The sequence below is a fragment of the Stenotrophomonas sp. TWI809 genome, from assembly GCF_039673205.1.
Classification (GTDB): Bacteria; Pseudomonadota; Gammaproteobacteria; order Xanthomonadales; family Xanthomonadaceae; genus Stenotrophomonas.
Genome location: NZ_JBDJLE010000022.1, coordinates 15,584 through 35,254, shown reverse-complemented (window position 1 = coordinate 35,254; position 19,671 = coordinate 15,584). Strand labels below are relative to the sequence as shown.

General features: G+C 66.3%; 21 protein-coding genes and 1 tRNA gene. 5 read left to right on the top strand and 17 right to left on the bottom strand.

The window, feature by feature from the left end:
- Window positions 1-19 precede the first annotated feature (19 nt).
- Together ABE472_RS15310 and ABE472_RS15305 are read left to right on the top strand one after the other, a co-directional pair.
- Window positions 20-889, top strand: a complete 870-nt coding sequence (locus ABE472_RS15310; RefSeq protein WP_137190677.1) for an MBL fold metallo-hydrolase — start codon at window positions 20-22, stop codon at window positions 887-889.
- A 10-nt stretch (window positions 890-899) separates the two neighbouring features.
- Window positions 900-1,385: an isochorismatase family protein gene (locus tag ABE472_RS15305; protein WP_137190678.1), complete on the top strand. Its 486-nt coding sequence runs from the start codon at window positions 900-902 to the stop codon at window positions 1,383-1,385.
- Window positions 1,386-1,648: 263 nt separating this feature from the next.
- Here the strand turns inward: ABE472_RS15305 and ABE472_RS15300 are convergent, their stop codons facing one another.
- Window positions 1,649-2,518 carry an NmrA/HSCARG family protein gene (locus ABE472_RS15300; RefSeq protein ID WP_313212112.1) on the bottom strand — a complete coding sequence of 290 codons (870 nt, stop codon included), beginning with the start codon at window positions 2,516-2,518 and terminating at the stop codon, window positions 1,649-1,651.
- Window positions 2,519-2,630: 112 nt separating this feature from the next.
- Here ABE472_RS15300 and ABE472_RS15295 point away from each other — a divergent pair, with 112 nt between their 5' ends.
- Both ABE472_RS15295 and ABE472_RS15290 read left to right on the top strand, forming a co-directional pair.
- On the top strand, window positions 2,631-3,512 hold the full coding sequence (locus ABE472_RS15295; protein ID WP_346466555.1) for a LysR substrate-binding domain-containing protein: 882 nt from the start codon (window positions 2,631-2,633) through the stop codon (window positions 3,510-3,512).
- Window positions 3,513-3,674: 162 nt separating this feature from the next.
- On the top strand, window positions 3,675-5,366 hold the full coding sequence (locus ABE472_RS15290; RefSeq protein WP_346463574.1) for a hypothetical protein: 1,692 nt from the start codon (window positions 3,675-3,677) through the stop codon (window positions 5,364-5,366).
- Between the two features lie 97 nt (window positions 5,367-5,463).
- On the opposite strand, the gene ABE472_RS15285 is transcribed toward ABE472_RS15290, so the two are convergent.
- The 15 genes from ABE472_RS15285 to ABE472_RS15215 all read right to left on the bottom strand — a co-directional run bounded on the left by ABE472_RS15285 (window position 5,464) and on the right by ABE472_RS15215 (window position 17,267).
- Complete coding sequence (locus ABE472_RS15285; protein ID WP_313212222.1) at window positions 5,464-5,916, bottom strand: DUF4375 domain-containing protein; 453 nt, start codon at window positions 5,914-5,916, stop codon at window positions 5,464-5,466.
- A 284-nt stretch (window positions 5,917-6,200) separates the two neighbouring features.
- Window positions 6,201-6,275: transfer RNA gene (locus ABE472_RS15280), tRNA-Val, on the bottom strand.
- Between the two features lie 65 nt (window positions 6,276-6,340).
- Window positions 6,341-6,694 (bottom strand): PilZ domain-containing protein, encoded by a 354-nt coding sequence (locus ABE472_RS15275; protein ID WP_088432861.1) that lies wholly within the window; start codon window positions 6,692-6,694, stop codon window positions 6,341-6,343.
- Window positions 6,691-7,647 carry a DNA polymerase III subunit delta' gene (locus ABE472_RS15270; RefSeq protein WP_346466554.1) on the bottom strand — a complete coding sequence of 319 codons (957 nt, stop codon included), beginning with the start codon at window positions 7,645-7,647 and terminating at the stop codon, window positions 6,691-6,693. Before ABE472_RS15270 ends, ABE472_RS15275 begins: the two co-directional genes overlap by 4 nt.
- The gene (gene tmk / locus ABE472_RS15265) at window positions 7,640-8,308 is read right to left on the bottom strand and encodes a dTMP kinase (protein WP_346466553.1); all 669 of its coding nucleotides are present in this window, start codon (window positions 8,306-8,308) and stop codon (window positions 7,640-7,642) included. The genes ABE472_RS15270 and tmk overlap by 8 nt, the downstream gene beginning before the upstream one ends.
- A complete protein-coding gene (gene mltG, locus ABE472_RS15260) occupies window positions 8,305-9,366 on the bottom strand; it encodes an endolytic transglycosylase MltG (protein ID WP_313212226.1) in 1,062 nt (353 codons plus the stop codon). Before mltG ends, tmk begins: the two co-directional genes overlap by 4 nt.
- Before the next feature lie 66 nt (window positions 9,367-9,432).
- Window positions 9,433-10,788, bottom strand: coding sequence for an aminodeoxychorismate synthase component I (locus tag ABE472_RS15255; protein WP_313212227.1), 1,356 nt, complete (start codon window positions 10,786-10,788; stop codon window positions 9,433-9,435).
- Between the two features lie 96 nt (window positions 10,789-10,884).
- Window positions 10,885-12,147, bottom strand: a complete 1,263-nt coding sequence (fabF, locus tag ABE472_RS15250; protein WP_176990978.1) for a beta-ketoacyl-ACP synthase II — start codon at window positions 12,145-12,147, stop codon at window positions 10,885-10,887.
- A 136-nt stretch (window positions 12,148-12,283) separates the two neighbouring features.
- On the bottom strand, window positions 12,284-12,523 hold the full coding sequence (acpP, locus tag ABE472_RS15245) for an acyl carrier protein (RefSeq protein ID WP_017357544.1): 240 nt from the start codon (window positions 12,521-12,523) through the stop codon (window positions 12,284-12,286).
- Window positions 12,524-12,676: 153 nt separating this feature from the next.
- The gene (gene fabG, locus ABE472_RS15240) at window positions 12,677-13,420 is read right to left on the bottom strand and encodes a 3-oxoacyl-ACP reductase FabG (protein WP_070426748.1); all 744 of its coding nucleotides are present in this window, start codon (window positions 13,418-13,420) and stop codon (window positions 12,677-12,679) included.
- 74 nt (window positions 13,421-13,494) lie between these two features.
- The gene (gene fabD, locus ABE472_RS15235; protein WP_313212228.1) at window positions 13,495-14,439 is read right to left on the bottom strand and encodes an ACP S-malonyltransferase; all 945 of its coding nucleotides are present in this window, start codon (window positions 14,437-14,439) and stop codon (window positions 13,495-13,497) included.
- An 88-nt stretch (window positions 14,440-14,527) separates the two neighbouring features.
- Window positions 14,528-15,310, bottom strand: a complete 783-nt coding sequence (locus ABE472_RS15230; protein ID WP_346466552.1) for a serine/threonine protein phosphatase — start codon at window positions 15,308-15,310, stop codon at window positions 14,528-14,530.
- A gap of 75 nt (window positions 15,311-15,385) precedes the next feature.
- On the bottom strand, window positions 15,386-16,363 hold the full coding sequence (locus ABE472_RS15225; RefSeq protein ID WP_313212230.1) for a beta-ketoacyl-ACP synthase III: 978 nt from the start codon (window positions 16,361-16,363) through the stop codon (window positions 15,386-15,388).
- A gap of 88 nt (window positions 16,364-16,451) precedes the next feature.
- Window positions 16,452-16,649 (bottom strand): 50S ribosomal protein L32, encoded by a 198-nt coding sequence (gene rpmF / locus ABE472_RS15220; protein ID WP_017357626.1) that lies wholly within the window; start codon window positions 16,647-16,649, stop codon window positions 16,452-16,454.
- Window positions 16,650-16,757: 108 nt separating this feature from the next.
- Window positions 16,758-17,267 (bottom strand): YceD family protein, encoded by a 510-nt coding sequence (locus ABE472_RS15215; protein WP_088432868.1) that lies wholly within the window; start codon window positions 17,265-17,267, stop codon window positions 16,758-16,760.
- A gap of 114 nt (window positions 17,268-17,381) precedes the next feature.
- Between ABE472_RS15215 and ABE472_RS15210 the strand changes: the two genes are divergently transcribed.
- On the top strand, window positions 17,382-17,954 hold the full coding sequence (locus ABE472_RS15210; RefSeq protein ID WP_346463601.1) for a Maf family nucleotide pyrophosphatase: 573 nt from the start codon (window positions 17,382-17,384) through the stop codon (window positions 17,952-17,954).
- Window positions 17,955-17,957: 3 nt separating this feature from the next.
- Here the strand turns inward: ABE472_RS15210 and ABE472_RS15205 are convergent, their stop codons facing one another.
- A complete protein-coding gene (locus tag ABE472_RS15205) occupies window positions 17,958-19,667 on the bottom strand; it encodes a hypothetical protein (RefSeq protein WP_346466551.1) in 1,710 nt (569 codons plus the stop codon).
- Window positions 19,668-19,671 lie beyond the last annotated feature (4 nt).

Here is a 19,671-nt window from a genome sequence, read left to right as displayed (position 1 = left end):
GAGCCCTCAAGGAACTTCAATGAGCAAGACACTTCCCGTCGCACTGTGCCTGATGCTGGCCATGGGTGCCCCACTCCACGCATTCAGTGCCGAGGTCAGCCCCAAGGTCTCGATCCAGCAGATCCGCAATGCCACCATCAAGGTGACGTATGGCGGCCAGGTCTTCCTGGTCGATCCCATGCTTGCACGCAAGGGAACCTACCCGGGTTTTGCCGGCACTTACCGTAGCCACCTGCGCAACCCGCTCGTGGAGCTTCCGGAGTCCGTTGAGTCCGTGCTGCGTGGTGTCGACGCAGTCCTGATCAGCCACACCCACCTCGACCACTGGGATGATGCTGCCCAGAAAGAAATCCCCAAGTCGCTGCCCATGTTCGTCCAGGACAATGCGGATGCGGCCCTGCTCCGCAAGCAGGGTTTCAAGGATGTTCGAATCCTGGGCACCGGCACCGTATTCAACGGCGTCAGGATCAGCAAGGCAGGCGCCCGTCATGGCTCGGAGGAAATGTACGCCATCCCCGAGGTGGGCAAGCTGCTCGGCGCAACCATGGGCTTTGTTTTCCAGCAGGCTGGTCTGAAGACGGTGTATGTGGCCGGCGACACCGTCTGGGAAGCCGAAGTTCGCGAAACGTTGAAGACTTTCAAGCCTGACGTGGTGGTTCTCAACACGGGCGATGCGCGGATCGATGGATTCAATACCGGCATCATCATGGGCAAGGAAGATACGCTGCGCGTGCACCAGATGTCTCCCAACGCCAGGATCGTGGCTGTACACATGGATGCGGTCAATCACATGAGCGTCAGCCGCTACGACCTGCAGGACTACGTCATCGAAAAGGGCATCGAAAGCAGTGTCGTCATTCCGCAGGATGGCGAAGTCATCGACTTCTAAAGGAGGATGTATGAAAGCGCTCATTGTGATTGATATCCAGAATGACTACTTTGCTGGCGGCCACTTCCCGCTGGAAGGCGCGGAGGAAGCACTCCAGAGTGCGCTGGTACTGATCGAGACCGCGCACGGCAACAACGATCTGGTCGTGGTCGTACAGCATCAGGCACCCGCTGGCGCGCCCTTCTTCGAGACCGGCAGCGTCGGCGCCGATCTGCATCCGTCCATTCAATCGGCGATGCGGAATTCCCCTTTGGTGGTCAAGCATGAGGCGGATAGCTTTCTGCGAACCAATCTCGCCGAGCTGCTCCGGCAGCACAAGGTGGACACCATCGATCTGGTCGGCATGATGACCCAGCATTGCGTCACTCACACAGCCCTCTCGCCGGAGGCGGTGGGCTACCCGGTGACGATCCACGCTGACGCGTGCGCCGCCCCGACCCGTGCGCTGAGTGCGTTGGCACTGAGCGGGCTGAAGGCCCGCCACTTGGTCGTCTGATAGGCATTAAGCGCCCTGGCACGTCACGGTCCAGGACGCGTGCAGAGGAGACAAGCACCTAGGACTTCACGGAGTGGCATCGGATGGATTCACCACTCTGGGGACCGAACTTCCCATGTCCGCTTCCGGCCAGAAGCGGACGTTCACAAGCCCAGCGCCGCGCCAAGCGATCAAGCGGCGTCTGCTTGCCAAGTGGATGTTCCAGATGGCGAAGGCTGAGGGCTCTAACAGCTGGCTGTTCAACCGCTGCCCAGGCTCGGCCTTCATCCCGCTGACGCATGCTCCGCCGCAAACGCTGCGTACGTACGCAGCGGCCGACCCAGCAACTGCATCAACCGCTCCACGTCACCCGCGCCCGGCAGCATGCCGTCGCTGATGAATCGCTCGGCCATCTGTCGCATGTCGTAGGCCATCCACGCCGGCATGAACTGGCGCAGGTTCTGCTCGAAGGCGGCCGTGTCATCGCCCCCGTAGGCGATCGGGCGGTTCAGCACACCGCTCCAGATGGCGGCCACCTGTTCTCCGGTGAGTGCTTCCGGGCCGACCAGGTTGAGTCGGGTCAGCGCGCTGTTGTCCGGCGCCTGTTCGCGGTTGAGCAGTTCGATGGCGGCAATCTCGGCGATGTCGCGGGTGTCGATCATCGCCAGCCCCTTGCTGCCAATCGGCATGGGGTACACACCGTAGCCCTGCACCACGTCCTTGATGGTGAGGTCGTTATCGATGAAATAGGCCGGGCGCAGGATCGTGGCGCTGAAGCCCATCTGCTCGATCATGCGCTCCACGCCAAACTTGCCGGCGAAGTGCGGCACGTTGACGTAGCGGTCGCTGTGGATCACCGACAGGTACACCACGCGCTTCACCCCCGCCTCGCGGGCGACGTTGAGGGTGATAAGTGCCTGGGTGAATTCGTCGGCGACCACGGCGTTGAGCAGGAACAGCGTGGAGACGCCCTCGAAAGCTTGGCGGAGGGCATCCACATCCAGCATGTCGCCCTGCACCAGTTCCACGGTGGCGGGCAGGTTGGCAGTGGCGGGGGTGCGGACCAGTGCGCGAACGCTTGCGCCGCGCTGGGTGAGGTGCTGGACGACCTGACGGCCGATGGTGCCAGTGGCGCCGGTAACAAGAATGGTCATGGGGTACTCCGGGTGGGTGGTGAGGCCTCATGGTTGTTGATCCGCGTGCGGGCCGATAGCCCATATACTTGGACCATCTGTCTCGCTGGTGGAACACATGGACCTACTGGCCTTGGCCGACTTCAACCTGGTGGCGCGCCACGGCGGGTTTGGCCGTGCCGCGCGCGCAGCGGACCGCCCCAAGGCAACGCTCTCGCGGCGTGTGGCTGAGCTGGAGGCCAGCCTGGGGGTGCGGCTGTTCGAGCGTGGCTCGCACACGCTGAAGCTCACCGAGGAGGGTCGGGCGCTGTTCGAGCGCACCGAGACGCTGCTCACCGAACTGGACGAAGCGGCCACGTCCATTTCCTCAGGCGGCGACACGCCCCGTGGGCGGCTGCGCGTGAGCGCACCGATGCTGTTCTCGCAGATGGCGCTGGGCAAGATCGCAGCCGAATTCGTGAAGCGCTATCCACAGGTGCGGCTCGATGTCACTACCGAAGACCGCGCCGTGGACATGGTGGAAGAAGGCTATGACCTGGTGATAAGGGTCAATCCGGATCCAGATGAACGGCTGGTGGGGCGGGTGCTGATCCGGGACCGCCTCGTGGCGGTGGCGCACCCGGACCTGCCCCTGCCCGCGCTGGGCGAGACGGCGCCTGCGGTGTTCCGTCCGTCCAGCAATGCCACCGGCTGGGACCTGGTGACGCCGAGAGGCGAGATACGTATCGCGGTGGATCCGGTGCTGCGCCTGGGCGCACTGACCATGGTGCGCGATGCCGTTCGTGCAGGCACCGGCGCGGCGATGCTGCCCTTCTCGCTGGTTGCCGACGATCTCAGGGAGGGCGCATTGGTGTCGTGGGGACATGCGAAGGCCCCGCCGATCGAGATATGGGCGCTGTACCCTTCGCGACGACTGCTCAGCTCAAGGGTGGCGGCGTTGCTCGACCTGCTCAAGGAATCCTTCCCCGAGGGTCAGGCGGAGGAGCTGGCCGCCTCCGCAGGCGGGGGCCGCTGACGGCCAGAAACGGACACTGCCAGCGATTGGCGCCTTTCTGTTGTCCGAAAAGTCCGCGATCGGCCGGAAAAGCAGACCAGCCTGACTCTTCAGCACGGACTGCATCGTTGGAAGCAGTTGCTAACATTGCAAGCTACTCCTCAATGGAAGGACGTCGCCCGCATGCCTTTCCTCCCGGCGTTTCGCCGAGTCGCAGCGCTGACGCTCGTGGCGTTGCCGGTCTGTCCGTTTTCTACCTTATCAGCGGCCGGGCCTGCTTCCGAGACCAGCGCCTTCATCCACCCCATCAACAATGCCGAAGACGCCCCCTTGGTAGCACTGGGCAGCAACGGCCTGCTGCGCTATGCCTTGTACTCCGAACGCGGTAGCGATCACGCGCGCAACATCGTCCCGGACTTCTCCCGCGCCGGCTACCAGGGCGGCGGTGTCAGCCTGCCCACCCGCTCCAGCATTCCTGTTATTGAGGTCCTTGAGCCAAACGCGGAGGGTGACGACTATCCCCGCATCCAGGCCGCCATCGACGCGGTCGCCGTGCGTGTCCAGGACAGCCGGGGCCTACGCGGCGTAGTCCTGCTGCGGCGCGGCGGTTATAGGTTGAGCAAGACGCTGACCATCCGGGCCAGCGGCGTGGTGTTGCGCGGTGAAGGTCGAGGTGCCGACGGCACGGTGATCCGCTCCGAAGTCAGCGATCGGCAGGGCAGGATTCTTGAAGTGGGCAGCAGCGAATCCGCGGTTCCCCGCGCCGCTCTGGACCCACGCCGGACCGCCATCACCATGGACTACGTGCCGGTGGGGGCGATGCGGATCACGGTGCAGTCCGCAGCCGGCTATCGCGTGGGCGATACGGTGTCGATCGCGAGGGAACCCAATGCCCGCTGGGTCGGCCCCGAGGGCATCGATACCGCACGATACCGATGGACGCCCAGCGACTACGCTGTGTACAGCGAACGCGTCGTCACTGCCGTAGACCACGACACGATCAGCCTGGATGCCCCGATCATGGATGCCATCGCGACGCGCTTCGGTGGCGGCAGCGTCTATCGCACGGATCCCATCCGTATCTCGCAGGTCGGCATCGAAGACCTCCGCCTTGAGGGTAACCCCGAGACCGGGACGGTCAACGGCACCGCCGATTCCGGCCCCTTTACCGCACTCCGCTTGGGTGCAATCTACGACTCATGGGTTCGCGACGTGACCGTGCGTTATGTGTCGCATGGCTTCGTGACCCGCAACGGCGCCCAGTTCAATACCCTGCAGGACATTGCCTATCTCGACCCCAGGTATGGCGCCACCCAAGGCGCCCGCCGCTATGTGTTCCTTTACGAGGGCAACGCCGCCTTCAATCTGATCCAGCGCTGCTACAACCAGGGCGGCAGGCATACCTTCGTCATCGGCGCACGGGTACCCGGTCCCAATGTGTTTCTGGACTGCCTCGCCGTAGGTGACAGCAACGACAGTGGTCCACATCATCGCTGGTCCACCGGCACGCTGTATGACAACACCAAGGGATACATGCTGCGGGCACAGAACCGCCGGTACAGCGGAACGGGGCACGGGTGGGCGGGCGCGCAGCAGATGTTCTGGAACACCGAGCACGACATCTACGTCGTCCAGGCGCCGCCCTTCGCGATGAACTGGAGCGTGGGACAGGTGGGCGCCATTGCACCCGGGAAATTCCCGCCTGAGGAACCTGCAGGGATCGTGCAATCGGTGGGCCAGGTGGTGACACCTCGCAGCCTGTATCTGCAGCAGTTGCGTGATCGTCTGGGCGAACAGGCGGTGATCAACGTCACCACTGAAGCGCAACGTGACGGACGTATCTGGGACAGCCTGGCCGCTGGCGCGGTGGAATAGCACTCATAGCAGGGAGAGCTCGCTGAAGGGGATCTTCGCTATCGCCGAAAAGCGGACGCGAGCGGACCGAAGCAGCGCTGCCGAGGGCAACGGCGGTTCAATGCGCCATCGACACGGCATAAGCGTTCGCCGCACTCCTGAACCCTCCGTTCTCGGTTTCCACCAGCACAAAGAACTCCTCGTCCAAATGATGGAAAGGACCTGCTTGGTCATCGCTGTTCGCCCCTATCTCGTCCATCGCGAGGTCGCGCTCGGTTCGCTCTCTCGGATACCGGGGACCAAAGGCAGCCATCGCTTTGACGATCAGCTCCGCGGTAAGCGGCATGTGGAGGGCACGAAAGGCTCGAGCACCTTCAGGGGCGAGTACCCCTGTGCTGTTCGAGAAGAACTGCTCAAAACCACCATTGTTGATCTCGGATTGGCACCAGTGCGCGGCGAACAAAATGCGTGATGCTTCCGGGGCGGCATTATATTGATGCAAAAACACCTCCGCACCGTCGTAAATGGACACGGTGTCCCAGACTGGTTCAACCAGCTGCCAGTAGCTCACGGACAATCTCCAGCGGGGCCAGAGACCGGCGCGTCTTGGCAATCCTCCGGATTCTAGTGGAGGCTATTAACGAGCGCGAGGTGCGGCAGCGTGGATCGCACATCGGTGTTCCGCTCGCGCAATTCGTTCCATCGCCTGCCTCCTTCGCCGGCAGATCTGCGCTTGATGGAGATCGGGACGCCTGGTCCAGAGAATTGACCACGTCGCGCTGCGCAGCCCTTGAACCACCCAAACCCAACCCAACAAAAAAGCCCCCGTTTCCGGAGGCTTTTTCGACTGAATCATGGTGGGCGGTACAAGGTTCGAACTTGTGACCCTTGCCGTGTGAAGGCAATGCTCTACCGCTGAGCTAACCGCCCGATGCTGCTGAGCCGCTCATTATAGGGCGGCAAATTTCGACGTCAACGGTTTCGCCGAAATTTCTTCACATCGTGTGCGTGGGCTTGTCCGCGGTCAGGATGCCAGCCAGCAGCGTCTCGATCCGATGGCGGACGGTCTCCCCTTCTGCGCCGTCGGCCAGCTGTACGCCGATGCCTGCCGCGCGGTTGCCCTGCGCTCCGGCCGGGGTTACCCAGATCACCTTGCCGGCTACCGGCAGGCGCTCGCTGGAGTCCGGCAGGGTGAGCAGCAGGAACACCTCATCGCCGAGGAAGTAGCGTTTGGGCGTGGGCACGAAGATGCCGCCGTTCTTCACGAACGGCATGTAGGCGCTGTACAGCGCGGCCTTGTCCTTGACGGCAAGGGACAGGATGCCCTGTCGGGCGTTGGTGGCGCTCATGCTCTATTCCCCTTGGCGTGCCGTTCGTTGACCTTTCCCCAGGCCAGCAGCAGCTCCACCACCGCAAGATCGGCGCGCACCGTGGTGCGCAGCAGGTCGCGGGTGCGGTTGGCCGCATCGAACCAGGCGGCCAGCTTGTGCAATCGATCGGGATCGGTCAAGCCACCGCCGGTGGCCTGGGCCAGGGCGAGATCGGCGGCGTGGCGCAGGCGCACGGCGGCGTTGTCGTCGGCGGTCCAGCGCTGGGCCAGCTCCACCGCGCCGGCGCGGCCGGCAACGAGGGCTTCCAGGTCCGTGGCGACCTGGCGGCGCAGGGCCAGGCCGTCTTCGCGCAGCCACTGGTCGGCCAGGCCGGGGTGGCCGCGGGCGGCATCCAGGGCTTCGCGGGCGCTGGCATCGCTGTGGCCCAGGGTCTGCAGCCAGGCGAGCGCTTCCTCGCGCGGAGGCAACTTGAACTCCAGGCGCTGGCAGCGGCTGCGGATGGTGGCCGGCAGGCGCGCGGGGTCGGCGCTGATCAGCCACAGGTAGCGGCCGGGCTGCGGCTCTTCCAGGGTCTTGAGCAGGGCGTTGCAGGCGGCGCGGTTGATGGCGTCGGCGGGATCGACGATCACCACCTGGGCCACGCCGTACTGCGGGGTCAGCGAGAGCTTCTGCGAGACCTCGCGGATCTGCTCGATCACGATCTCGGTGCGCAGCTTGTCGCCGGATTTGTTGGGGATGAACGAGATCCGCTGCAGGTCCGGGTGGGTGCCGGCGGCCAGCAGCTGGGCGCTGCGCTTGGCGGCGGGCTCACCCTGCCCCAGCACGTGCTCGGCCAGCCGCAGCGCGACGCCAAGCTTGCCCAGGCCGGCCGGGCCGCAGAACAGCAGGCCATGGCCGAGGCGACCGGCATCGAGCGCGGCCACGGTCTGGTCATAGGCGCGCTGCTGCCAGGGGGAAAAGGGTTCAGCCACGATCCGGCTCCTGTGCCAACCATGCCTCCACGGCCGCCACCACCGCGCCGGCGACGCCGGCCTGGTCCTGGCTGGCGTCGATCAGGCGGTAACGTGCGGGGTCTTCGCTGGCACGCTGGCGGAACACCGCGCGCACCCGCTGGAAGAAATCATCGTGCTCGCTTTCGATCCGGTCCGGCCACATGTCGCGGCCGTTGGCGCGCGCACGGCCGACGGCTACGTCCACATCCAGCAGCAGGGTCAGGCCGGGCAGCAGGCCGACGGCGCGGCGCTCCAGATCGGCGATCCACGCCGGGTCCAGGCCGCGGCCGCCGCCCTGGTAGGCGTAGCTGGAATCGGTGAAGCGGTCGCACAACACGTAGGCGCCGCGTTGCAGCGCCGGGGCGATCACCTGGCGCACGTGCTGGGCACGGGCGGCGAACACCAGCAACAGCTCGGCCTCGGCCGAGAGCGGCTCGGCGGCGATCTCCGCATCCGGCTTGAGCACCAGCGCGCGGATGCGCTCGGCCAGGGCGGTGCCGCCGGGTTCGCGGGTCAGCACCACCTCATGGCCACGGGCCTGAAGGGCCTCGCGGATCGCGTTGATGGCGGTGGTCTTGCCGGCGCCCTCGCCCCCTTCCAGGCTGACGAAATGCGGGTGCCGGTGCAGCGCGGGACTCATTGGGGTGCGGCCTCGTTGGTACGTCTGCTGCGCAGTTGCTGCAGGTAGCGGGCAACGGCAGCGTTGTGGTCGGTGTAGTTGGCCGAGAAGATGTGCGCGCCACTGCCATCACCGACGGCCACGAAGTACAGCGCGTCACCCTTGGCTGGCTGCGCGGCGGCATGCAGCGCATCGCGCCCGGGCATGGCGATCGGGGTCGGGGTCAGGCCGGCGCGCGTGTATGTGTTGTACGGCGTATCGGTGGTGAGGTCGCGCTTGCGGATGTTGCCGTCGTAGCTGCTGCCGATGCCGTAGATCACGGTCGGGTCGGTCTGCAGGCGCATGCCGATCTTCAGGCGGCGCATGAACACCCCGGCGATCTGCGGACGCTCGCTGGGCAGTGCGGTTTCCTTTTCGATGATCGAGGCGAGGATCAACAGCTCATACGGCGAGTTCAGCGGCAGATCGTCCACGCGGCTGTCCCACGCGGCGGTGAGTTCCTTTTCCATCGCGGCATGCGCGCGCTTGAGCACGTCGATGTCGCTGTCGCCGCGCTGGTAGACGTAGGTCTCGGGCAGGAAGCGGCCTTCCGGGTGTTCGCCGGGGAAACCAAGCGCCTTCATCAGCGCGGCATCGTCCAGCGCATCGGTGGTGTGCACCAGCGGATCGGCGCGCTTGAGCGCAGCGCGCAGCTGGCGGATGTTCCAGCCTTCCACGATGGTGACGCGGTGCTGCAGGACACGGCCCTGGCGCATGCGGGTCAGCAGCTCGCGCGGGGTCAGCGCCGGATCGAGCGCGTATTCACCCACCTTGAGTTTGCCAGCGGCATCGAGCTGGCGTGCCAGCAGCTGCCACTGGGTGTCGCTGCCTTCGTCCACGCCGGCCTGGCGCAGCTTGCCGAGCACGGTGCTGAAGCCATCACCGGAGGCGATCACCACGCTCTCCGCGCTGGGGGTGACCGGTGCATCGGCAAAGGCGCCCTGGCGATGCCAGAACCATGCCCCTGCGGCCGCCACCAGCAGGGCCAGCACCAGCAACACGGCCAGTACGGCCAGACATCCCCGTTTCGCACCCGCCATGCTCACCTCGAATCCATTTCTTCGCCGCGCAGCATACCGCGCGGGTGCTGCACACCGCCAAACGGCTCAGGCATCGCTGCCCAGCGCACGCAGCAGGCCACGGGCCTTGGCGCGGGTTTCGTCCAGTTCCCTGTCGGCCACCGAATCGACCACGATCCCGGCGCCGGTGCGGAAGCTGGCGGTGTCGGCGGCCACTTCGGCGGTCCGGATCAGGATGTTCAGGTCCAGGTCGCCATCGCGGTTCAGCCAGCCGAACGCGCCGGTGTAGGCGCCACGCGCGGTCTGCTCCAGCTCGGCGATGATCTGCATGCAGCGCACCTTGGGGCAGCCGGTGATGGTGCCGCCGGGGAAGGTCGCGGCGATCACCTGGCCCGGACTCACGTCCTCGCGCAGGCGGCCACGCACGTTGCTGACGATGTGGTGCACATGGGCGTAGCTCTCCACGGTCATCAGCTCATCCACCTCCACGCTGCCCGGTGCGCAGATGCGGCCGAGGTCGTTGCGCTCCAGATCGATCAGCATCACGTGCTCGGCGCGCTCCTTGGGGTGGCCGACCAGCTCCTGGATGCGCGCGGCATCGTCATCGCCGGCGAAGCGCGGGCGGGTGCCGGCGATCGGGCGGGTCTGGACGTCATCGCCATGCACCGAGACCAGGCGCTCGGGCGAGGAGCTGACCACCGCCCTGCCCTGCGCCATGAACAGCCCGGCGAACGGGGCGGGGTTGGCCACGCGCAGCTGCGCGTACAGCGCCTGCGGCGAGAGCGCCTCGGCGAACTGCGCATTCCAGCGTCGCGAGAGGTTCACCTGGAACACGTCACCCGCGCGCAGGTAATCGATCACCTTGCCGACGCCATCGGTGAAGCGCTGCGGCGCGTCCTCGCCGATCGCCACCGGTGGCTGCCACGTCGGAAGCGGCGCCAACGTGGCGGCCGCGGCGAGGTCGTCCTGCAGGGTCTGCAGCAGCGCGGCCTGGCCGGTCTCGCAGACGGCATGGAACTTGCCGAGCACGCGGTCGTGCAGCACCGCCGCCGGGCAGCGCAGCGCCAGCGCGGACGGCAGTCCATCGGCGCGCGCCGGCAAGGCCAGCACGTCTTCGATCTGGCCAGCCAGCTCGTAATCCAGCATCAGTGCCCAGCCACCGCGGAACGGCAGCGTGGTCGCTTCGCGCGGCAGCCGCAGCGCGGCCCAGTGCGCGTCCAGCACCTCTAGGAAGCGGCCCTCATGGGCGACGCCATCGGCATCGCGCACCACGCCGTCGGCCTGCAGTGAGAGCGCTTCACCGTTGCCCATCAGCAGCAGGTCCCAGCGCCCCTGTGCGGTGCCCGAGGCGGTGGATTCCATCAGCAGCGGGTAGCGCTGCGGGGCCAGGCGCTGCAGGGCCAGCAGGTCGGTGGTGGCGGGCAGCGGAAGCGTCTGGAACATGACAGGACACCGGAGGGGGCGCGCAGCGTGCGCGGGGGCCAGATACACCAAGGCCGCCATGATGGCGGCCCGGGTGGGGATACACGGAACGTGCGGTCAGACGCGCTTGAACACCAGCGTGCCGTTGGTGCCGCCGAAGCCGAAGCCGTTGGACATCACCACGTCGACCTTGGCCTCGCGTGCGGTGTTGGGCACGTAATCCAGGTCGCAGCCTTCGCCCGCTTCATGCAGGTTGATGGTCGGCGGAATGATGTTGTCGCGCAGCGCCAGCACCGAGAAGATCGCTTCCACGCCGCCGGCCGCGCCGAGCAGGTGGCCGGTCATCGACTTGGTGGAGCTGACCATCATCTTGTAGGCGTGGTCGCCGAAGGCGGTCTTCATGGCCATGGTTTCACCCAGGTCGCCCAGCGGCGTGGAGGTGCCGTGCGCGTTGAGGTAACCGACCTGGTCCGGGGTCACGCCGGCGTCCTTCAACGCCATGGTCATGCAGCGTGCCGCGCCTTCGCCGTTCTCGCTCGGGGCGGTCATGTGGTACGCATCCGAGCTGGCGCCGAAACCGGCAAGCTCGGCATAGATGCGCGCGCCACGCGCCTTGGCGTGTTCGTACTCTTCCAGGATCAGGATGCCGGCACCGTCGCCGAGCACGAAGCCGTCGCGCTCCTTGTCCCACGGGCGCGAGGCTTCCGCCGGGGCATCGTTGCGGGTGCTCATCGCCTTCATCGCGCAGAAGCCGCCCAGGGCGGTCGGCGAGGAGCCGCGCTCGGCACCGCCGACCACCATCACGTCCGCATCGCCGTACTGGATCATGCGCATCGCGGTGCCGATCGAGTGGTTCGAGGTCGCGCAGGCGGAGACCGCCGAGAACGACGGCCCCTTCAGGCCGGTGATGATGCTCAACTGGCCCGGAAGCATGTTGATGATGGTCTTGGGCACGTAGAAGGGCGAGATCTTCTTGCCTTCGTGGAAATCGATGGTCTGCTCTTCGATGCCCAGCAGGCCGCCGATGCCCGCCCCGACGATGGCGCCGATGCGCTCGGCGTTGCCGTCGGTGATCTCCAGGCCCGAATCGTTCAAGGCCATGAAGGCGGCACCGAGGCCGTAATGAATGAACGGGTCCATCTTCTTGGCATCCTTGCCAGTGACCCGGAATTTGCCGAACTGTTCGTTGTCGGCGGTGATGTCGAAGTCCCTGACCTCACCTGCGATCTTGGTGGTGAAACGGTCCAGGTAGGACTGCGAAACGTTGGTCAGCGGACCGATGCCGGAACGGCCTTCGGTGATGCCCTTCCAACTGCTGGCCATATCATTGCCCAATGGCGAGACCATGCCCATGCCGGTAACGACGACGCGACGCTTCATTGCAGATTCTCCTGACCCGGGTGTTGCGGGTATCACGCGGTAAAACGCTCAAAAGCACAGGGCCGCAAGCGCGGCCCCATGGGTTTGCCGCACGCGGTCGCAGCGATCGCCACGGCCGCGCGCGAGCCGCCTGACATCAAGCCTTGACGTGGGCGTTGATGTAGTCGATCGCAGCCTGCACGGTGCTGATCTTTTCGGCTTCTTCGTCCGGGATTTCGCACTCGAACTCTTCTTCCAGCGCCATCACCAGTTCAACGGTGTCCAGCGAGTCAGCGCCCAGGTCATCGACGAACGATGCGCTGTTGGTGACTTCCTCTTCCTTGACGCCAAGCTGTTCGACGACGATTTTCTTGACGCGTTCTTCGATGGTGCTCATTGGATATCGCTCCAGATGGAGTAGTGGTTCAAAAATGACGCCATCCGGTGAGGGATGACCGTGGGATAGTGTAGTGGAAACCAGCGACACCTTGCATTGCAGCAAAACATCAAACGGATCAACCACTTGCGGCGCAATCCTTGCGCCACATGCTTACGGCATGTACATGCCGCCGTTCACATGGAGGGTTTCGCCGGTGATGTAGCTGGCCGAAGGACCGGCCAGGAACGCCACCGCGTTGGCGATATCGGACGGCTCGCCGAGCCGCTCCAGGGCGATCGACTTGACCAGGCCGGTGCGCTGCTCTTCCGGCAGGGCCTTGGTCATGTCGGTATCGATGAAGCCCGGCGCGACCACATTGACGGTGATCCCGCGCGAGCCGATTTCCTTGGCCAGCGACTTGGAGAAGGCAATGATGCCGGCCTTGGCCGCGGCGTAGTTGGCCTGGCCGGCATTGCCGGTCACGCCGATCACCGAGGCGATGTTGATGATGCGGCCCTTGCGCGCCTTCATCATGCCGCGCATGACGGCCTTGGAGGTGCGGAAGACGCTGGTCAGGTTGGTGTCCAGGATCGCCTGCCAGTCTTCTTCCTTCATCCGCAGCAACAGGTTGTCGCGGGTGATGCCGGCGTTGTTGACCAGGATGCTGATGGCGCCGAACTCCTTGGCGATACCGTCCAGCACGGCCTCCAGCGCAGCGGCGTCGGTGACGTTCAGCGCGCGGCCGTGACCACCCACGGCGGCCAGGCGCTCACCGATGGCGGCGGCACCGGCGTCGGTGGTGGCGGTGCCGATGACGGTCGCGCCCTGCGCGGCCAGTGCGTCGGCGATCGCGGCACCGATACCCCGGCTGGCGCCGGTGACCAGTGCGATTTCACCCTGAAGGGGCTTGCTCATCTCATTTCCTCAAACGGGACCGGTCCGGCCGGGCTGGCGCGAAGCCATTCCAGCACGGACGCGATCGGAAGACATCAGGCGGCCCAGGTCTCGCGGGCCGTCTCGAAATCGGCGGGCGTGGACAGTGTGCGCGCGTCCAGCGATTTGTCGATGCGCTTGATCAATCCGCTCAGCACCTTGCCCGGGCCGCATTCGGCCACGCGGGTGACGCCACGGGCGGCCAGCGCCTGCACGCAGCCGGTCCACTGCACGGGCAGGTACAGCTGCTGCACCAGCGCCTGGCGGATGGCGTCCACGCCGTCATGCACACGGGCATCCACGTTCTGCACCACCGGCAGGGCCGGGGCGCGCCAATCCAGGCCGGCCATGGTTTCGGCCAGGCGGTTGGCGGCTTCGCGCATCAGCGGAGTGTGCGAGGGCACGCTGACAGCCAGCTTGACGGCCTTGCGGACGCCCTTCTCGGCCAGCAGCGCCAGCGCACGATCCACGGCGGCAGCGTCGCCACCGATGACGATCTGGCCGGGCGAGTTGTAATTGGCGGGCACGACGACCTGGCTGCCGGCGGCCTGCTCGCAGACCTCCACGACCAGCGCGTCTTCGGCGCCGAGCACGGCGGCCATGGCGCCCACGCCGGTCGGGGCGGCTTCCTGCATCAGCTGGCCACGCAGGCGCACCAGGTGGGCACCGTCCCGCAGGGTCAGCGCGCCGGCGGCCACCAGGGCGGTGTACTCGCCGAGGCTATGGCCGGCCAGGACGGCCGGCTGGACGCCGCCAACGGCGTTCCAGGCGCGCCACACGCCGATGCTGGCGGCCAGCAGGGCCGGCTGGGTGTATTCGGTGCGGTTGAGCATTTCCTCGGGACCGCCCTGCGACAGCGCCCACAGGTCGACACCGGCGCCGTCGGAGGCTTCGGTGAAGGCCTCGCGGATCTGCGGGTGCAGCTCGGCCAGTTCGGCCAGCATGCCCAGCGACTGCGAGCCCTGGCCCGGGAACACGAATGCGAGATTGGTATCGGTCACGCGATCATCCGCCTGCAAAAATCGAACGGCGAATGATAAAGGGGAACGTCGCCCTTCGTCTGTACTGCCGCGTATGTGGGGTCTTTCTTCAGGTGAACAGCTGGAGGATGTCGAGGTCGCCGTCACTGAAGAAATCGATGCAGATCACGGCCAGTATCAGCACGCCCAGGGTGGTGGCACCGTGCACGATGAGGATGGAATGGGCCAGCGCCCGGGCGGAGCGGCCCATCTTCATGCTGGCGCGGGCCAGCCCCTGGAGGCGGCCGGTGACATCGTGGGCATGGGCGAGGACCGGGGCTTCGGCGCCGTCCATGGCCTGGGCCATGAGGGTCTGCAGCTGTTGCGGACGGTCCTCGTAGTACTTGGCCACGCCGTAACCGAACATCAGCCAGTCGCGGGCCTGGGCCTGGGCGAGGTCCATGACCTCAAGGGGATCCTCCTCGAAATCGATGAAGCCGATCTCCTTGCCATCCCAGGTGAGGTTGCGCGGCAGCGGCTGGCCGAAGTACGCGCCCTTGCGGTGCGCCTGGGCAATGGCATTCATCGCGGCGGACACAAGGCGGTCACGGCCGGCATCGTCGGCTTCGCGCAGGCAGGTATTGAACGAGGAGCCGTTGTCGCCGAGCACGAGGGCGGCATGACCGCTGCCGATCACACTGGGGACGTTGACACCTTGCGCCTGCAGTTCGGCCAGGCGGCGGGCCTCGGTTTCGCGGGCGGCGTCGCCACCGCGGTGCGGCGGTGGGCGCAGGGCGTCGAGCTGGAAGCGACGGGCAATGAAATTGAGCAGCCCGAGTGCGACCACCCGGCTGCCTTCGCCGTACTGCTTCAGCCAGGCGCGTTGGCCCTCGATGACGATGGGCTCAACCATGGCAGTTCTCCTGAAATGCATACGGCCCCGTAATGGGGCCGTAACGACAGCGTCACGTTGTCGTAACTGACACTATCAATAGCGCAGCAGAGCAGAACCCCACGTGAAGCCGCCGCCGAAGGCTTCCAGCAGCAGCAGCTGGCCGCGCTCGACACGGCCGGAGCGGACCGCGTGGTCCAGCGCCATCGGCACGGAGGCCGAGGAGGTGTTGCCATGCTTGTCGACCGTCACCACCACCTGGTCCATGGACATCTCCAGGCGCTTGGCGGTGGCTTCGATGATGCGAAGGTTGGCCTGGTGCGGGATCAGCCAGTCCAGGTCGTCCTTGGTCAGCGCGTTGGCTTCCAGGGTTTCATCGACGACCGAGTCCAGCGCCTTGACGGCGTACTTGAACACGTCGTTGCCCTTCATCAGGATCGCGCCGCGGGCATTCTCGCCCTCGCCGAAGCCGGCCGAGACGCCCACCGGGTTCCACAGCAGCTCTTTCTTGCTGCCATCCGAATGCAGGTGGGTGCTGAGGATGCCGGTCTCTTCGTCGGCCTTGAGCACGACGGCGCCCGCGCCATCGCCGAACAGCACGCAGGTGGTGCGCTCGGTCCAGTCGACGATACGGGTCAGCGTTTCCGCACCGATGACCAGCACATGGCGTGCATCACCGGAACGAATGAATTTGTCGGCCACGCTCAACGCGAACACGAAGCCCGAACAGGCCGCGTTGACGTCGAAGGCGGGGCAGCCGCTCGCACCGAGCTTGGCCTGGATCAGGCACGCGGTGGACGGGAAAATCAGGTCAGGCGTGGTGGTACCCACCACGATCATGTCGAGCTGCGAAGCGTCGATACCGGCCGCTTCAAGCGCACGTACCGCGGCGTGGTAGCCGAGGTCGCTGGTGGTTTCGCCTTCGGCCGCAATGTGCCGTTCGCGGATACCAGTGCGCGATTGAATCCACTCATCGCTGGTGTCGACCATTTTCTCCAGATCCTGGTTGGTCAACACTTTTTCGGGCAAATAACTACCGGTGCCCGCGATCCTCGAGTAGATCCGCTTGCTCATTGCATGTCCTGTAGCTCGATCGCCAAACGTGACGATCGGGAAGAATGGGGTAAAGGCCGCTGCCCGACCGGGCAGCGGCCTTCACAAATCAATCTTCTTCGACGGCCGAGTTCGACTTGGTCGTGATCACCTTCTTGCCACGGTAGAAACCGTCAGCGGTGATGTGGTGACGCAGATGCACTTCACCGGTGGTCGGATCGGTGGACAGCTGCTTGGCGCTCAGGGCGTCATGCGCACGGCGCATACCGCGGCGGGACGGGGTGACACGGGATTTCTGCACAGCCATGGGATTGCTCCAAACTCGGTTCGTTTTGCTTCGTCGTATCGTCGCGCAGGACGCCAGCGCCCAGCACAGTTTTCGCTTTCGCCGCAGCCGCCGACGACAATCCGGCTGCTATTGTTTTTTCAGTGCCGCCAACGCCGCGAACGGATTGGCCTTGCTGATTTCTTCTTCGGTCGGTGCCCAGTCCTTGTCCACGGCCTCACCATCGGGAGACAGCGGCACGACGGGCACGGCCAGGACGAGTTCGTCCTCGACCAGTTCCAGCGGTCGCAGCATGCCGTCTTCCGGCACCAGCCACGGTTCCCAGCCTTCCGGCAGCGAGGATTCTTCCTCTTCGCTGCGGATCAGGCCGAGCCGCTGCACCATCGAAACCGGCAACAGGAAACGCTGCAGGCTGCGCTGACAGATCAGCGGCAGCGCGGTGTCGATGGACAGTTCAACATAGGATACCTGCAGGATGTCGTCGTGCGCGAATTCCAGTGCATAGGTGCACGTTCCTTCGGTATCGGCGACAAGGCCCTGGAGGCGGGTCAATTCCGCTAGATTCACCTGGCCGTCGAAGCACCTGCGTGCTGCGACCATCCGCCAAGCATCCAGCATTTCGGGCACGTTTGCGGACATAAGCCGCTGAATGTTAAGGATCGTCCGGGCCGCTGTCAAATGCCTGCGCAGTCAGGTTGCCGATCCCCGCCCCGAAGGGCCAGACTGCCGCCCTTCCGTGCCCGGTATTGTCGCATGACCCCGCTGCTGCTTGCCTCTACTTCCCGCTACCGCCGTGAACTGCTGGAGCGGCTCGGCCTGCCCCTGGAGACCGCCCGCCCCGAGGTGGACGAGACCCCCGGCCCCGCCGAAGCCCCACGGGCCGTGGCGGCGCGGCTGGCGCGCGCGAAGGCCGAGGCCGTCGCCCGCCTGCACCCGGGCCGGTGGGTGATCGGCTCGGACCAGGTGGCGGAACTGAACGGCGCCCCGCTGGGCAAGCCCGGCTCGGTCGAGGGCGCGCATGCGCAGCTGGCCGCGATGTCCGGGCAGGTGGTCGCGTTCCACACGGCCGTGAGCCTGGTGCGCGATGGCGAGGCCCTGGCGAGCTGTGATCTGACCCGGGTCCACTTCCGGGTGCTGGAGGCCGCCGAGATCGCCCGCTACGTGGCGGCCGAGCAGCCGCTGGACTGCGCCGGCAGCTTCAAGTGCGAAGGCCTGGGCATCACCTTGTTCGAGGCGATCGAGAACCGCGACCCGACCGCGCTGATCGGGCTGCCGCTGATCGCGGTCAGCCAGCTGCTGCGCCAGGCCGGCTACACCCTGCCCTGAGCCTCAGCGCAGCTGCAGCGCCTCCAGGCAGCTGGCATCAAGTTCGCCGGTGGCCCAACCAACCCAGCGGCCCGCCAGCGGCATGGCCAGGCCCACGGGATGCCCGCCGCATTGCAGGACCAGCCGTGGCGCCCTGCTCTGGGCGCTGAAATCGATGCGCCAGGCCGGGTGCCCCAGGAGGTTGCGCACGGCCACGAGGGAGACATCGCTGACCGGGACGGCCACGCCGGTCGCCGTCGTTGGCGCCCCCTGCAGATAGCGAACTTCCGGCCAGGCGAACACCGATGCCCCGTGCGTGCGCAGGCTGGGCAGCGCGGCCAGCACTTCGCCGGGCACGCTTTCGCCATGCGTCTGATCCGGATCGACCACACCGGCCGCGGCCGCTGTAGCGGTCATGTTGGCCACCCGCTGCATGCTGGCACCGAGGTAGGCCATCCACGCCGTACTCGGCACGGCCACCAAGGCCAACAGCAGGGCTGCCCAGGCCACCGCCCCGGGACGGCGCAGGCCGACGCGCACGATCGTCCACAGCATCAGACCGGACCAGAACAACCACGACCAGGGCACATAGCGCGGTGCGGCCAGCTGCGTGGGGTAGTCGGCAAAGTAGGTCCAGCGGCTCAGTGCGACCAGCCCGCCCACGGCCAGGCCGAACCATGCCATTGCCAGCCCCACCGATTCCCCCGCCCCGGCGCGGTGGCCGCGCTGCCAGGTGCGCCAGGTCATGCCGAGCAACCCGGCCATCCCCGCAGCACCGATCAGCAGATGCGGCCAGCGCGAGGTCAGCACCGGTCCGAACTGCGCCTGATAGGCGCTCGCCACGGCATGCACCACGCCGCGCACGGGCGCGAACGGCAACTGCTGTGCCGCTGCCGGATCCAGTGCCGGCCAAGCCAGATAGATGAAGGGCGAGGCCAGCCAGCGCAGCAGCACGTCCAGCTGCGGCAACGGGGCCAGCGCCATCTGTGTCGGCATGCCGGTCCGCCCCATGCCCAGGTGCAGCCCGACCGCCACGAGCAGGCCGGCGATCCAGGGCACCCAGTGCGACAACGGCGCACGCCGCACCACCAGCACCGCCGCCAGCCCCACGAACACGGCCACGCCGCTGCCGAAGGAGAACGTCGCCGCCACGCCGCATACGGCGGCCGCGACCGCGCCGCGGCGATCGCCACGCAGCAGCAGGGCGACGCCCGCCATCAGCGCCACGGTGATCAGGTACGCGTGGACCGATTCGTTGGCATGGGTGAGCGCGCGCTGGCTGCCCAGCCAGAAGACCGACAGCGCTGCGACCAGGGTGGCGGCGGCGCGCACCGGCGGCGCCAAGGCATCGGCCCTGATGATCCGGGCGAGCAGCCCTACCGTGGCCAATGCCAACGCAACGCCGGTACCGATCTGCAGCCATTGACTGCCGTGCAGCCACTCCAGCTCGGCGTAGCGCACCAGGTTCGGCAGGATTTCGCGGTGGCCATTGTCCGACACCAGCACGTTGCCCGGCCACGGCATCTCCAGCAGCTTCTGGGTGAAGCGCCACGGATCGGCGTACAACACGCGCGGTGAGAGCCACAGCATCGCGGCCACACCCACCGCGACGATGCCCACCACCGCGCACCACAACGCACGGATCAGCGCGGGTGACACCGGCGTGGCGTGCGGGTGGGAAGCAGACAGGGGGGCAGATTCCTGCGGCGCATTGCGCATGACGGTGTCATCCATGGAA